Origin of the sequence: Bacillus sp. AFS029533, from assembly GCF_002585125.1 — a bacterium.
Classification (GTDB): Bacteria; Bacillota; Bacilli; order Bacillales; family Bacillaceae_G; genus Gottfriedia; species Gottfriedia luciferensis_B.
In genome coordinates, this window is the sequence record NZ_NUQC01000015.1 from 191,969 (window position 1) to 205,782 (window position 13,814).

Annotated in this window: 13 protein-coding genes; 9 read left to right on the top strand and 4 right to left on the bottom strand. The window is 33.1% G+C overall.

Annotated features, from left to right (window positions below; all coding sequences use genetic code 11):
- Positions 1-72: 72 nt before the first annotated feature.
- Entirely contained in the window at positions 73-1,032 is a 960-nt protein-coding gene (locus tag COE53_RS08570) for an ABC transporter substrate-binding protein (protein WP_091023806.1), read from the bottom strand.
- A gap of 169 nt (positions 1,033-1,201) precedes the next feature.
- Between COE53_RS08570 and COE53_RS08575 the strand changes: the two genes are divergently transcribed.
- The 5 genes from COE53_RS08575 (at position 1,202) to COE53_RS08595 (ending at position 5,814) form a co-directional block, all read left to right on the top strand.
- The gene (locus tag COE53_RS08575; RefSeq protein ID WP_091023805.1) at positions 1,202-2,203 is read left to right on the top strand and encodes a FecCD family ABC transporter permease; all 1,002 of its coding nucleotides are present in this window, start codon (positions 1,202-1,204) and stop codon (positions 2,201-2,203) included.
- Positions 2,200-3,252 (top strand): FecCD family ABC transporter permease, encoded by a 1,053-nt coding sequence (locus COE53_RS08580; protein WP_091023804.1) that lies wholly within the window; start codon positions 2,200-2,202, stop codon positions 3,250-3,252. The genes COE53_RS08575 and COE53_RS08580 overlap by 4 nt, the downstream gene beginning before the upstream one ends.
- A 4-nt stretch (positions 3,253-3,256) precedes the next feature.
- Entirely contained in the window at positions 3,257-4,057 is an 801-nt protein-coding gene (locus tag COE53_RS08585; RefSeq protein ID WP_091023803.1) for an ABC transporter ATP-binding protein, read from the top strand.
- A gap of 242 nt (positions 4,058-4,299) precedes the next feature.
- A complete protein-coding gene (locus COE53_RS08590) occupies positions 4,300-5,022 on the top strand; it encodes a phosphate ABC transporter ATP-binding protein (RefSeq protein WP_091023802.1) in 723 nt (240 codons plus the stop codon).
- Between the two features lie 12 nt (positions 5,023-5,034).
- Entirely contained in the window at positions 5,035-5,814 is a 780-nt protein-coding gene (locus COE53_RS08595; RefSeq protein WP_175495634.1) for an ABC transporter permease, read from the top strand.
- Positions 5,815-5,859: 45 nt separating this feature from the next.
- On the opposite strand, the gene COE53_RS08600 is transcribed toward COE53_RS08595, so the two are convergent.
- The 3 genes from COE53_RS08600 to mprF form a co-directional block, all read right to left on the bottom strand.
- Positions 5,860-6,279 (bottom strand): organic hydroperoxide resistance protein, encoded by a 420-nt coding sequence (locus tag COE53_RS08600; protein ID WP_091023800.1) that lies wholly within the window; start codon positions 6,277-6,279, stop codon positions 5,860-5,862.
- Positions 6,280-6,305: 26 nt separating this feature from the next.
- Positions 6,306-6,758: a MarR family winged helix-turn-helix transcriptional regulator gene (locus COE53_RS08605; RefSeq protein WP_091023798.1), complete on the bottom strand. Its 453-nt coding sequence runs from the start codon at positions 6,756-6,758 to the stop codon at positions 6,306-6,308.
- A 205-nt stretch (positions 6,759-6,963) separates the two neighbouring features.
- Positions 6,964-9,486 (bottom strand): bifunctional lysylphosphatidylglycerol flippase/synthetase MprF, encoded by a 2,523-nt coding sequence (gene mprF / locus COE53_RS08610; protein ID WP_091023796.1) that lies wholly within the window; start codon positions 9,484-9,486, stop codon positions 6,964-6,966.
- A gap of 633 nt (positions 9,487-10,119) precedes the next feature.
- Between mprF and COE53_RS08615 the strand changes: the two genes are divergently transcribed.
- From COE53_RS08615 to COE53_RS08630, 4 genes are all read left to right on the top strand, one after another.
- Positions 10,120-11,715, top strand: a complete 1,596-nt coding sequence (locus tag COE53_RS08615) for an FMN-binding glutamate synthase family protein (RefSeq protein WP_091023794.1) — start codon at positions 10,120-10,122, stop codon at positions 11,713-11,715.
- A 317-nt stretch (positions 11,716-12,032) separates the two neighbouring features.
- Positions 12,033-12,296: a hypothetical protein gene (locus COE53_RS08620; protein WP_091023793.1), complete on the top strand. Its 264-nt coding sequence runs from the start codon at positions 12,033-12,035 to the stop codon at positions 12,294-12,296.
- A gap of 301 nt (positions 12,297-12,597) precedes the next feature.
- A complete protein-coding gene (locus tag COE53_RS08625; RefSeq protein WP_091023791.1) occupies positions 12,598-13,098 on the top strand; it encodes a DinB family protein in 501 nt (166 codons plus the stop codon).
- Positions 13,099-13,213: 115 nt separating this feature from the next.
- Positions 13,214-13,792, top strand: a complete 579-nt coding sequence (locus tag COE53_RS08630) for a TMEM175 family protein (RefSeq protein ID WP_091023789.1) — start codon at positions 13,214-13,216, stop codon at positions 13,790-13,792.
- Positions 13,793-13,814: the final 22 nt, after the last annotated feature.

Below are 13,814 nucleotides of genomic sequence, written 5' to 3' on the forward strand. Positions count from 1 at the left end.
CAGGCGTGGTACAAAAAAAAGTTTACCTAAATTGTCCAATCTGACAATAAAGGTAAACCTTTTTAAATTCTATTATTTAGTAAAAGTCTTTTCAATGTCATCTAACATTAAGTAAGCAGCCTTGATTCCACCTGCAGTGTTCCAAGTTACATCATTTACTTTCATGACATGTCCATTTTTAGAAGCATTTAACTTTTTGAATAAAGGATCTTCTGTAAATTCTTTTTCAAGCTGAGATCCAGACTCTTTACCGTCATCAAATGTAAAGTAGAAAATGTAATCTCCATCCATTGCTGGAATACGTTCTTTTGTTACACCTTTTTCAGCAAAATCAGGGGCATTTTGTTCCTCAGGACGTTGGAAACCTAACTGTTTAAGAATGACACCAGAGAAAGTATCTTGGTGATAGATTCGTACATCAGCACCCATGAAACGGACCATTGAAATTTTTTGATTTACTTTATCGCCTAATTCACCTTTAAGTTCATCAACACGTTTTGTATAATCAGCTATTACTGTATTACCTTGTTCTTCTTTATTTAAAACTTTTGCGTAAAATTTGAAATTTTCTTGCCAGTCTCCACGTAATGTTTCAGCAAAAACTGTTGGTGCAATTGCACTTAATTGCTCATACACTTTTTCTTGACGCATTTTATTACCGATGATTAAATCTGGCTTTAAACCAGCGATTTTCTCAAGGTTAACTTCACTTTCCACACCTACAACTTCTACGCCATCCATATCTTTAGAAATGTGATCGTACCAAGGGTTTCCTGTCCATGATTTAACAGCACCAACTGGTTTCACACCTAATGCTAGTAAAGCTTCAGTTCCTTCATTTGTTAAAATAACAACTCTTTTTGGATTAACAGGAACTTTTGTCGTACCCATTGCATGGTCAATCGTAATTGTATTCGCTTTTTTACTTTCTTTACCAGAAGCTTCGTCTGATTTTTTAGTGCCACAAGCACCTAATACCATAATTGCTGCAATGAAAAGAGCAATTAGTGAGGAAAATTTAAGTTTTTTCATAGAATGGTCTCCCTTTTTAGTTGATAATGATTATCATTTCTCTCGACAAGTAGTATTATAAATTAAGATTTGATTAGAAGTCAATAAGAAAATGAAAATCATTCTCATTGACTTGATAATTCATATCATTTAGACTATTAGTAGAGAATAGAATAGTAGGAGATATAAAATGCTAATTCACCCAAGATCAAGAATTATCGTATTAGTAGCTTGTATTTTATTATTAGTCATTTGTTTTTTTTCTAGTATTTTACTAGGATATACAGATACTAGTTTTACAAGTTTAATCCATTCATTTACACAATTTGATGGGTCTAATGAACAATTAATTATTCAAAATGTTCGATTACCAAGAGCGATCATTGCTTCAATAGTAGGAGCAAGTTTAGCAATCGCTGGTTTATTTATGCAAGTTTTAACTAAAAATCCTCTAGCATCACCAAGCGTTCTAGGAATAAACGCTGGTGCCTCGATGTTAATTGTACTTAGTATCACTTTTTTCCATTTACAATCACCTAATGCGACTATATGGCTTTCATTTATAGGAGCTACATTATCAGCCGTATTTGTATTTGGGCTAAGTTCAATAGGGAGAGATGGAGCGACACCATTAAAAATTACTTTAGCTGGAGTTTCAATTGCAGCCATGTTTAGCTCAATAACCCAAGGCTTACTAGTTACTAATGAAGTGGCATTAGAGCAAGTCCTATTTTGGCTAGCGGGTTCAGTTCAAGGGCGCTCACTTGATTCTTTACATATGGTATTACCATATATCGTCATAGCTTGGGTGGTCTCACTTGCACTTGGTGGAAAGATTAATACATTCATGCTAGGAGAAGATGTATCTAGAGCTTTAGGACAAAATACAGCTTTATTAAAAACGACATTAGTCGTGTTAGTCATCATTCTAGCCGGTGGTGCTGTAAGTATAGCAGGACCAATAGGATTAGTTGGTATAATTGTCCCTCAAATAGTTAGAATGTTCGTTAAAAATGATTATCGCTGGATGATTCCGTTTTGTGGTATTTTTGGAGCAATTTTACTTCTTTTAGCTGATGTGGGATCTCGTTACATTTTAATGCCAGAAGAAACGCCAGTTGGTATTATGACCGCCGTTATTGGAGCACCATTTTTTATTTACTTAGCAAGAAAAGGCGGTACAGTAAAATGAACATGATCAAATTAAGAAACAAGTACTTTTCACTACTATTTAATAAACGATCGTTTTCCGTTTTAATAATTGCACTTCTTTTACTCATTAGTTCATTTATAGTGAGCTTAACGCTAGGTGACCGTTATATTTCTATTCCAAAAGTAATATCTGTTATTTTTGGTGAAGGGGAAAAAATTGATGAATTGTTTATTCAAGCATTTCGAATGCCCCGAATTATCATTGCAATTTTTGCTGGGATTTCTTTAGCGATCGCAGGAGCGGTTCTCCAAGGGTTAGTTAGAAATCCACTAGCCTCTCCAGATATCCTTGGTATAACAGGTGGAGCAGGAGCTGCCGTTGTATTATTTTTAGCTATTTTTAGTGATAATCGTACGAATCAATTAACAGTGAGTATAAAATGGCTACCATTAGCTGCATTTATCGGTGCCATCATAAGTTTAGTATTTGTCTATGTTTTTGCATATAAGGATGGGGAATTAAAGCCATTAAGATTGGTTTTAGTAGGGGTTGGATTTTCAGCATTAGCTCAGAGCACAACTTCATTCTTTATGATTATTGGACCTATTTTTAGAGCAACAGAAGCGAATATGTGGTTAACAGGGAGTGTATATGGAGCGAACTGGGAACAAGTTAAAATTATAACAGTCTGGACGCTAGTTTTTATCGTGTTAGCTTTATCGTTTATAAGACATATCAATACTCAGCAACTTGGAGATGAAGTTTCAACAAGCTTAGGAGTTCAAGTAGAAAAAAATCGACTAATCTTGTTATTTATAAGTACTGCATTAGTGGCAGGTGCAGTTGCATTTGCAGGAGCAATCGCATTTGTTGGACTAATTGCACCTCATATTGCTCGGAAAATAGTTGGTGCTTCTTACGGTGCATTGATTCCCTTATCTGGAATAATCGGTGCGATCATGGTATTAGTGGCTGATACAATTGGAAGAACGGTGTTTAGTCCAATTCAAATACCTGCTGGTGTATTTACTGCCGTAATTGGTGCACCATATTTTATTTATTTATTATTTAAGACTGGAAAAAGGTGATAAGATGTCAACGAGCGCAATCGAAACAGAAAAGTTAACGTTATCGTATGATGATCGTACAATTATAAACGAGCTAAATTTTCAAGTTCCAAAAGGAAAAATCACGGTTTTAATTGGAGCTAATGGCTGCGGAAAATCAACACTACTTCGTTCACTTGCAAGATTACTTCAACCAAAAAGTGGAACCATCTTACTTGATGGAAAAGAAATTAGTAAGCGACCTACAAAGGAAATTGCACGCAATCTTTCAATACTGCCTCAAAGTCCTGTTGCGCCTGAAGGTTTAACAGTTTTTCAATTAGTAAAACAAGGAAGATATCCGTATCAAACTTGGTTAAAACAATGGTCAAAAGAAGATGAAGAAAAAGTAAAACATGCCTTAAAAATTACAAATATGTTTGAACTAAAGGATCAATTAGTCGATTCTTTATCTGGTGGACAACGTCAACGTGCTTGGATTGCGATGACTTTGGCTCAGGACACAGATACAATTTTATTGGATGAACCAACAACCTATTTGGATTTAACACATCAAATCGAGATATTAGACTTACTTTACGAATTAAATGAAAAAGAACAGCGTACAATTGTTATGGTACTACATGATATAAACCTAGCATGTCGTTACGCACACAACGTTGTTGCAATTTCAAATGGTGAAGTATACGCAGAAGGAGACCCAGAAAACATCATTAATGAGAACTTAATTTGTGACGTTTTCTGTATGAACTGCGATATTGTGAAGGACCCATTATTTGGAACTCCACTTTGCATACCTCATGGGCGAGGAAGAAAAATAATTTAATTAATTTTAAAAAGGTGTCCTAAAATAGGGCACCTCAGACTGTTGACAAACGCCCGCTTTCTTCGTTACTTCGCCTGTCTGCGGTGCTCATTACCGTCTAGGGTAACTCCGCTCCTCACCAGGCTTCGCGCCTCGAAAGACAAGCGCTTGCAATCAGTCTGAAAATCAAGTTTAAAGTACTTTGCTACACACTGAGGTGTCCTAAAATAGGGCACCTTTCATTTACTAAGAGGTGAGATAGAATGACTTTATCAATTAACAATATAAGTGTAGATATTCTTGGCAGTTCGATCCTTAAAAACATTAATTTTCAAACTAATAAGGGTGAAATTTTTTGCCTAATTGGAACTTCAGGAGCGGGGAAATCGACATTGCTTCGGGCGTTAAATCGATTACAGTCGATAAGTAAAGGTGAAATTCATTTAAATGGACAATCAATATACAAAATGACACCTCAAAGTTTAAGAAAAAGTGCAGTAATGATCCTACAAACTCCTTCATTATTTGAAGGGACTGTTGAGGATAATATTTTGTTTGGAGTCAAATTAAACGGTAGCTATGATAAGACAGATTCGAAAACAGTTGCGAGATCTTTATTAGAAAAAGTAGGATTAGAGACGAAATTACTTGATCGGAATGCTTCAACACTTTCGGTTGGTCAACAGCAAAGAGTTTCAATCGCAAGAGCAATAGCCATGAAACCAACTATTTTATTATGTGATGAAATTACTTCAGCATTAGATCCACAATCGACTCTACATATTCAGGAGCTTCTGGTAACTTTAAAAAGAGAAGAAAATTTAACGATTATTCTTGTTACACATAATATGGATCTAGTTCAACAAATAGCTGATCGAGTTGGGTTACTGATTGACGGTAAATTAGTAGAAGTGAGTCCAGTTAATGAATTTTTTAATAATCCAACCACAGAATTAGGAAAAAATTTTCTTTCTACAATTGCTTAAAGAGGTGAAATGATGGAAGGGAATTTGCATATTACAGGAGTGTCTCTGACATTTTTATTAATTATTATTGCTATCGCATTATCCTATTATCAGAAACTTGGTGTTGAAAAAGACATTGGTGTTTCTTCAGTAAGGACCGTCATTCAATTAATGATCATGGGTTATGTACTTGAATTCATATTGCAAATTGAGCATTTTTTACTTGTCATCATTATTTTATTTTGTATGATTTTATTCGGTGCTTATACTTCGAGTAAAAGATCACAACAAATTGAAGGCGCATTTTTTATTTCATTTATTAGTATTTTGCTAGGCGTCATGATTTCATTAGGAGTTGTTTTGGTAGCAAACAAAATTGCGTTGAAGGCTCAATATGTTGTTCCAATATCAAGTATGATTATTAGCACATCAATGAATGCAAATAGCTTAGCGTTAACGAGACTTAGGGCTGAAATTCAGGCAAGTAAAAATCAGATTGAGGCTGCATTATGCTTAGGGGCAACAACTAAACAAGCTTCAAATAATGTTATAAAAAATTCAATTAAAGCTGCCTTAATTCCATCAATTGATCGAGCTAAAACTGTAGGAATTGTTACTTTACCAGGCTCGATGACAGGAATGATTTTTGCTGGCATAAGTCCTTTATATGCGATTAAATATCAATTGTTAATAGAATGTATTTTAATTGGCGCAATTGCAATTAGTGTATTCTCCTCAACACTTCTATCCTATAGAAAATTCTTCACAAAAGACGATTCATTGAAATATGAAACGATAATAGAACAAGGATAATGATAGAGGGAGAAGGGACTTTTCCTTCTCCCATTTTGCTAAATATTATCCGATTACTCTTAATTGTACATCCATGTTTCCTTTGGTTGCTTTTGAATATGGGCATACTCCGTGGGCTGCTTTAACTAGTTCAACGGCTACTTCTGTTGGAACACCTTGTACTTTTACATCAAGTTGAGCAGCTAATTTAAATCCTCCATCAGCAGGGTCTTTACCGATTGTTATGTTTGCAGTCACTGATGTAGATTCTAGTTTAATTTTTTGCTGGCGGGCTACTAAATTTAATGCACTGTCAAAGCAAGCTGAATAGCCTGCGGCAAAAAGTTGTTCAGGATTTGTTGCTCCACCAGGTCCGCCTAATTCAACTGGTGGTTTAAGTGATAAATTAATAAAATCATCTGATGAAATAACTCTTCCGTCACGACCACCTGTTGCAGTTGCTGTAGCAGTATATAATTTTTCCATTACGATCTCTCCTTAATATAAGTTATCTATTTTTTATTTTCATTAGCAGCTTGAACTTTCTTTAATAATGCCTTTGTTTGATTTAGTATTGTTAAAAATTCCTCTTGAGTAGTATTACTTTCCTTGAAAAACTTCTCAGGTATACAGAAAGCTTTTTCTTTTAATTTAGTACCTTCTTCAGTTAATGTAATAAATACTTTTCTCTCATCACTTGAATCACGTTTACGGAAAATTAGTCCCGCAGATTCCATCCGTTTTAGCATTGGTGTAAGAGTTCCTGAGTCTAAAAAAAGCGTTTCCCCAAGTTCTTTTACAGTTTGTTGGTCTTTTTCCCAAAGTGAAAGCAATGCAAGATATTGCGGATACGTTATACCAATCTCATCTAAGATTGGACGGTATAATTTAGTAATTTCTCGAGAAGTAGCATAAATTGAAAAGCATAATTGATTTTCAAGCAAAAGCTGATTTTCTTTATTCATTGGATCAACATCCTTTTATATTAGTTGTGCACAATTTAATATGACACAATCATAATTGATGAGAAATAGTTTTGCAAGTAATAATTACTATTATTTTTTACCAATTTTTCAATTTTGATTATTAATTGAGTAGATTTGAAGTGGTAATCAGCTTATTCACAATAAAAAAGCCAGTCAATGTTCAATACATTAACTGGCTGTAAATTTAATTTTTTCTAGACCTAGAAATTAATGAAGTTATTTGTAGCATTGTGATTGGTAAGGATGTTTTTTTATGATATGCCAAAAACTTAGGCGTCCAAGAATTCACATATTTCTCTTTGAAGCTTCTTAAACCTTGAAAGTGATATAAAAATTGTCCATATTGATAAATTTGCGCTGCAATCTTTTCACTTGTAAATGAATACTTAGATAGACCAACGTTTGCTAAAGGTGTCATACCGACATTAAAATAATGAAAATCTCTAGACCTAAACCATTCAATTAAGTTAACAAACATAAAGTCCATAATTCCTTTTGGAGCATCAACTTTATGGCGCATTAAATCTATTGAAATCGTATGATCATTATAGTTTGGCATAATGGATGCAAAAGCAATCATTTTATTTTCATTATTTTTAATAATAGCTACAGGTGCAAGTTTGATGTAATCCTCATCAAAATAGCCAAGTGAAAACCCTTTTTCTTTTCGCCCTTTCAACCACTCTTGTGATAATTCCTTTAATTCCGTAAAGAATTCATTTGAATAAGGTGGTTCAATAATTTCAAAACTATATTCTTCGCGTTCAAATTTATTATAGAGTGCACGAATACCTTTATTACGTTTTCCTGATAAAGAGAACGTTGAGATATCGGTGAATCCTTCTTCACCAAGTTTAAAGAAATCAAATCCGTTTTCATGTAGATAGGATAGTGAATTTGAGTTTACTTGGTAGAAGACAAGTGTATACCCAAATTGATCAGCATAGTTTAATAATTCCTCAATAGCAGGATATAAACGAGATTTTTCACCAACCGGGTCACCTAAAATAACTAATTTGTCTGCATATGGCTGAAAAATAAATAATACAGTCTCATCTTGAGCCCAGAATAAATATTTGTCATGTAAAAAAACCAAATGTGAAAGTTCTGTACCACCATACTTATTAAAATGTTCTTTTATTTTTTCTTCTTCAGCTTTCGTATTTATAAATTCAAATTGTTTTCTTTTAACTTTAAAAAATGCGATATAAAAAAATAGTAAAGCAGCTACAAAACCAAGAACTGCACTAATCACGATATCTCTCGAATTAACAAGTATATAAGGTAAATATTTAGCAGGTATTTTGACATTTGTTGTAGGTAGATTGATATAAGCAATAAGTAAATAACTACCTAAAAAGAAGAATAAAATAAAATTATCAACAATGAGCTTACCCCAAGTTAAAACGAAGCTTTCTCTATAAAATTGTTTCTTTGAAATAAATAATATAAATGCAACTGCTAATACAAAAAGTGCTTCTTCATAATCTAATCCTTTTGAATAGGTTGTAACTGCCCCAACAATTAGCATGAATAGTGTAATATACCATGCTCTTTTATCTTTATAATCAATTCCACGAGACAGTCCTAACAATGTAAAACCCGCTGTGACCGAAATTAAATGTGAAATATTAATGATTGTCGAAGGTAAAATTAAATTTAAAAGACTTATTCTTAAAAGCATGCTTGGCACAGCAGCAGAAACTAATAGAATAACGCCAGATAAAAATACCAAAATCGTTAAAAATTTATGCCCCAAATAAGTTGAAATTTGATTTGGAATATTATTAAATGATTGATTGATTTTATTCCATAATAATTTCAGAGCTAAAATAATACCGCAAGCAAACGGGAAAAAGAAATAACTGAAACGATAAATCAATAAAACAAGAAGTGTCGTTTCCTTATCGATTCCAAAGTATGTAAAACCTAGTAGGAAAATAAAATCAAAAGATCCAAGACCGCCTGGAATCATACTTAAAAGTGCTGCGACTGACGCTACTAAAAAAACAGGCAATACCTCTATGATTGAAATGTCGATATGTAAAAATAAACAAATGAAGTAAATGAATAATAAAATAAAAGACCATTCACATAAGGAAATCACAACCAGGGAAAGCATATATTTTGCGGAAAAATTCTCCGAGAAAAAATTACGCTTTAAATAAACGACTAAAAACATTACCGGGAAATAACAAATTGCAATGATAATAGCGATATATAGATACTTATATTCATTTAAAAATGATAAATCAAATATTCCAGTAAATAAAACTAAGCTCAATATCGATAATCCAGAAAGTAAGAATATCGTTACACTACTCACTGCTTTAACAATTTCGGGTCCGGTGCGATCTTTTCGATAAAATAGAGTTCGAATGGTGGTACCTGCAACCCCACCAAGACCAATTAGGTTTGAGGAAGTATTCGCTAGCCAAGCTACCATTAATATTTTTCGAAAACTAAAGTCTAATTTTAATAGTCTTACAAGTACGAAATCATATAAAAACATTGGAGATACGGCTAAAATACCTAATGCAAAAATTAAAAAGTACTGTATTAATGTAAGAGACTCCATATAGTTAAAGAACATTTTAAAGTCGAAGTTTAAAAGTACGTTTTTTCCAACAAATATAAATGTAACTAGTAATATTGAAATGAAAAATAGTTTAAATAAACCTACTTTACTAATCCGAATCTTATTCATAAGACACTCCTGAAGTTATTATTCAACAAATAAAATAATAGTTATTAGCTTTAGTATTCCATATTATTCCACTATTTAACAAGAAGATTATTATCAGGTCCTAGAAAATTTAATAACTTATTATTTTGGAGATAAAAAATTAATTAGATTTTAATTTTCAAACCTATTTTGCGATTAGTATTAATGAGAAAAAGAGCTTTCCACTCGTTTTCGTTGGAGAAGACCTAATACGCTTCCATTTTCCATTGGAGTAGGGGCAGTAAAATTCAATTATGAGAGGACTTATTTTATGATTTTTTGAATATTTATAAATGAAAATATTAAATTGGTTCTATATAAAAAAGGGAGACCTCTTATTTGGAAGAGAAAAGAAATTCAAACCTCTCTTGAAGAATATTCAAATGATTTCATAAAAGAAATTGTTAAATAATAACGATTGGATCTCTAACCCTAAATTTTTGCTAGATGACTTTATAGCTTAATAAGAGTGTATTCGATGATGCAAGCATTGTATAAATTGGAAGGAAATATGTAAAGAATAAAATATACACTCGATTAAGGAGAGTAAGAATGAAGTATTTTTATAATAAACTTGATCGCTATGTTACGGAACTTTTTCTAGGGGGAATATAATTGAATATAACAAATGTTTTAATTATCCTTGGATTCATTTTTTTTGCCTTACTACTTTTAGTTTTAATAATAGGTACACTCTATTTGTTTTTTATAGATCGAAGACAAAAGCAGCATCCAATACTCCGTAATTATCCAGTAATAGGACGAGTTAGGTACTTCTTAGAAACTATTGGTCCTGAGCTACGTCAGTATTTATTTAACAATGACCTAGAAGGTAAACCTTTTTCTAGAGAAGAATATGAGCATATTGTCAAAAAAGCAAAATATAAACGGGATGTCCTTGGGTTTGGGTCTAAAAGAGACTTTGAAGAAAAAGGATATTATATTAGAAATTCAATGTTTCCAAAACTGTCAGAAGAATTAAAGATGGACCAGCAAATAAACGTAACAACAAACCGATATTTATTGATTAAAGAGCCTTTGTTTACACAGAAGGAAGAAAGATTAGAGAAAAATGATTCACTTGCATTTTTGTTAGATGATAGTGATGCAATTGTGATAGGTAAAAACACGAGGTATCCTTTTATTGTAAAAGGCCAGATTGGTATGTCTGCTATGAGCTATGGTTCCTTAGGTGAAAATGCTATTACTGCACTCTCAGAAGGATTAGCAATTGCGAAAGGGACTTGGATGAATACAGGTGAGGGTGGTTTGTCTGAATACCATCTAAAGGGTGGCGTTGATATTATCATGCAAATTGGCCCAGGTTTATTCGGGGTTAGAGATAAAGAGGGGAATTTTAATTGGGATGCCTTGAAAGAAAAAAGTAAAATTCCTGAAGTGAAAGCTTTTGAACTTAAATTAGCTCAAGGTGCAAAAACACGTGGTGGGCATATTGATGGGGAAAAGGTAACAGAGGAAATTGCAAGGATAAGAATGGTAGAACCATATAAATCTATTGATAGTCCTAATCGCTTTCGAGAGTTTCATGACTTTCCTTCCTTGTTTGACTTTATGGAACAAATTCGAGAACAAACTGGAAAACCAGTAGGAATGAAAGTAGTTATTGGAAGTGGTCACGAAGCTGATGAATTAGCAAAACATATAAAAAGTACTGGGAAGGGTCCTGACTTTATTACTGTAGATGGTGGTGAAGGGGGGACAGGTGCGACATACCAGGAACTGGCGGATAGTGTAGGTTTGCCAATTAAATCTGCATTACCTTTAATGGATCATGCTTTAAGAAAATATGGCGTACGTGACCAAGTTAAAATAATAGCTTCAGGAAAATTATTTTCCCCAGATCGAGTAGCAATTGCACTTGCAATGGGGGCTGACCTTGTTAATATTGCAAGAGGATTTATGATTACGATTGGTTGTATTCAAGCATTAAAATGCCACTCCAATGCTTGTCCAGTCGGTGTAGCCACAACAGATCCTGATTTACAAAAAGCCCTCGTCATTGATGAAAAAAAATATCGAACAGCAAATTATCTAATATCAATGCGTGAAGGTTTATTTCGGTTAGCTGCCGCCGCAGGATTGGATTCCCCTGCCCACTTTCAAAGTGAGCATGTCGTTTATAAAGATGAAAAAGGGAAAGTGTGGTCACTGAAGGAAATTTATCAATCATTGGTAGAAAAAGTAGATTAAAAATAGTACCTTTAAAACGTATTTTTCGGTGCTAGATCGGACTTTATCATAATAGTTGAACAATGAGAGACTACTTAGGTAGTCTTTTTGTGTGTCAGGTAGTCGCATAGAGGGCTGACCTAGTCAGTGCCCTCCATTTATTTTATTAGACTAAAGAAGACACTTCGGTATAACGATTGGATAAAAGATAATTTTCACCTGAAAATTTTTAAGCCGTGCTTATAGCCTATTCCGCAAACTCCCAAGTCTACATATATTATAAAGATTCAAAAGCCCAAGATTGCTAAATACGTTATTCAAAAGGGAGGAAGGTTAATATGAATTTCTACAACCATGTACCTTATAATGATTATTATAGAAATCCACAGCAAGCTGTAAATCCACAACAAATTCTAACATTAATAAATCCAGCTGTTAGCCATGGATTAAAAGAAGCACAACAACTTGGTTATCAACATGCATTAACAGAAGCAGTTGCTATAGGTTATTTGATGGGAAAAGGTTACGATTATAATACTGCTTGGAAAACTGTTGAATCATGGTGGAGACCACCGGGAACGCCTACACCTACTCCATATTAAAATTAAAAAAGTTATTTTTATCATAGCTAAAGAGAATTTTTTGAGGAATCATTAATTTAGGAGATTCCTTTTTTTGTGTTTTATAAATAATTCTTCATTTAGTAATTAGGACTCTATTATAGTACGTATGTAAAGTATAATTTAGATGTACAAAAAAAATCGACTGCAAAATTGATTTTTTAAATGAGAAAAATGGTAGGTATTTTGAAGAAGGTATTTGTAAACGAATATTGAATGATTAGTTACATATGCAAAAAATGTAAAATTTTAGATTTAAATCAATACGAAGGAGGAATCTACCTTGAGCGAACTTGAACTGATTAATACATACAAAAACGAGCTTCAAAATTACTCTATAGAACAGTTAAGGTTTAAATCTGAAGAAGAGGTTTGGTCTATTGGTCAAATGTATGACCATTTAATTATTTGTGCCCACGAATATCTAGATAACATGGAAATTTGCGCCACCTTAAATGATGAACAACCACTTGGAAAAACGGAATTTGGTGAGAAGTTATATAAGATTGGGGGATTTCCACCGATTAAAATCAGATTACCAGATGAACTAAATGATCCACCTAATAATTCAGATAGCAAGGACGAGCTTATTGGCAGAATTGATCAAGTAATTCTAAGGTTGAGCCAATGGGAATCGAAAGTGGATAGTATAAATCCTAATTATAAAGTCAAGCATGGAGGGTTCGGTTGGCTAAATGCAAGGGAATGGTATGATTTGGTTTATATGCATTTTCGTCATCACTTGCGCCAAAAAAATGAATTAGAACAAAGGCTTGTTAAGTGACAGGCATTCTTTAAACTAACCTATATAAAAATTTTAGGTTTACGAGAAAAAAGGAATTTAATATAGATAGAAATTTAAATAAAACAAAAAGACAAATAATAATAGGGAGTAAACAATGAATAAAAACCGGTTGGAAGCTTTTAGTGATGGTGTACTTGCAATCATTATTACAATTATGGTCCTAGAAATTAAAATTCCTCACAGTCCAAATATAAAAGACTTATTACAACTTTTCCCAACCTTTCTTAGTTATTTACTTAGTTTCATTTATGTTGGTATTTACTGGAACAACCACCATCACATGATACACACTTTACAAAGGGTGACAGGATCAATTATGTGGGCAAATCTACATTTGCTTTTCTGGTTATCCTTAATTCCTTTTGCTTCTGGTTGGATGGGAGAAAACCATTATAAGCCTTATCCAACAATGCTTTATGGTGTAATACTCTTAATGGCCGCAATAGCTTACTTCATTTTACAAGGTATAATTATCCAAAAAGAGGGAAAGAATTCAAAGTTAAAAAAGGCTGTAGGTAATGATTGGAAAGGAAAAGCTTCAGTGGTTTGTTACTTATCTGCAGTTTGCACGTCTTTAATCTGGCCCTGGTTCGCTCAAATAATTTATGTAATCGTGGCAATTATGTGGTTATTACCGGATCGTCGAATTGAGAAGGTTATGCAAAGTAAGTAAACAAAAAGTGCTTTTTAATTCA

Coding starts and splice junctions, on each gene's coding strand:
- COE53_RS08570 (WP_091023806.1), bottom strand. CDS start 1,032: ATGAAAAAACTTAAATTTTCCTCACTAATTGCTCTTTTCATTGCAGCA.
- COE53_RS08575 (WP_091023805.1), top strand. CDS start 1,202: ATGCTAATTCACCCAAGATCAAGAATTATCGTATTAGTAGCTTGTATT.
- COE53_RS08580 (WP_091023804.1), top strand. CDS start 2,200: ATGAACATGATCAAATTAAGAAACAAGTACTTTTCACTACTATTTAAT.
- COE53_RS08585 (WP_091023803.1), top strand. CDS start 3,257: ATGTCAACGAGCGCAATCGAAACAGAAAAGTTAACGTTATCGTATGAT.
- COE53_RS08590 (WP_091023802.1), top strand. CDS start 4,300: ATGACTTTATCAATTAACAATATAAGTGTAGATATTCTTGGCAGTTCG.
- COE53_RS08595 (WP_175495634.1), top strand. CDS start 5,035: ATGGAAGGGAATTTGCATATTACAGGAGTGTCTCTGACATTTTTATTA.
- COE53_RS08600 (WP_091023800.1), bottom strand. CDS start 6,279: ATGGAAAAATTATATACTGCTACAGCAACTGCAACAGGTGGTCGTGAC.
- COE53_RS08605 (WP_091023798.1), bottom strand. CDS start 6,758: ATGAATAAAGAAAATCAGCTTTTGCTTGAAAATCAATTATGCTTTTCA.
- mprF (WP_091023796.1), bottom strand. CDS start 9,486: ATGAATAAGATTCGGATTAGTAAAGTAGGTTTATTTAAACTATTTTTC.
- COE53_RS08620 (WP_091023793.1), top strand. CDS start 12,033: ATGAATTTCTACAACCATGTACCTTATAATGATTATTATAGAAATCCA.
- COE53_RS08630 (WP_091023789.1), top strand. CDS start 13,214: ATGAATAAAAACCGGTTGGAAGCTTTTAGTGATGGTGTACTTGCAATC.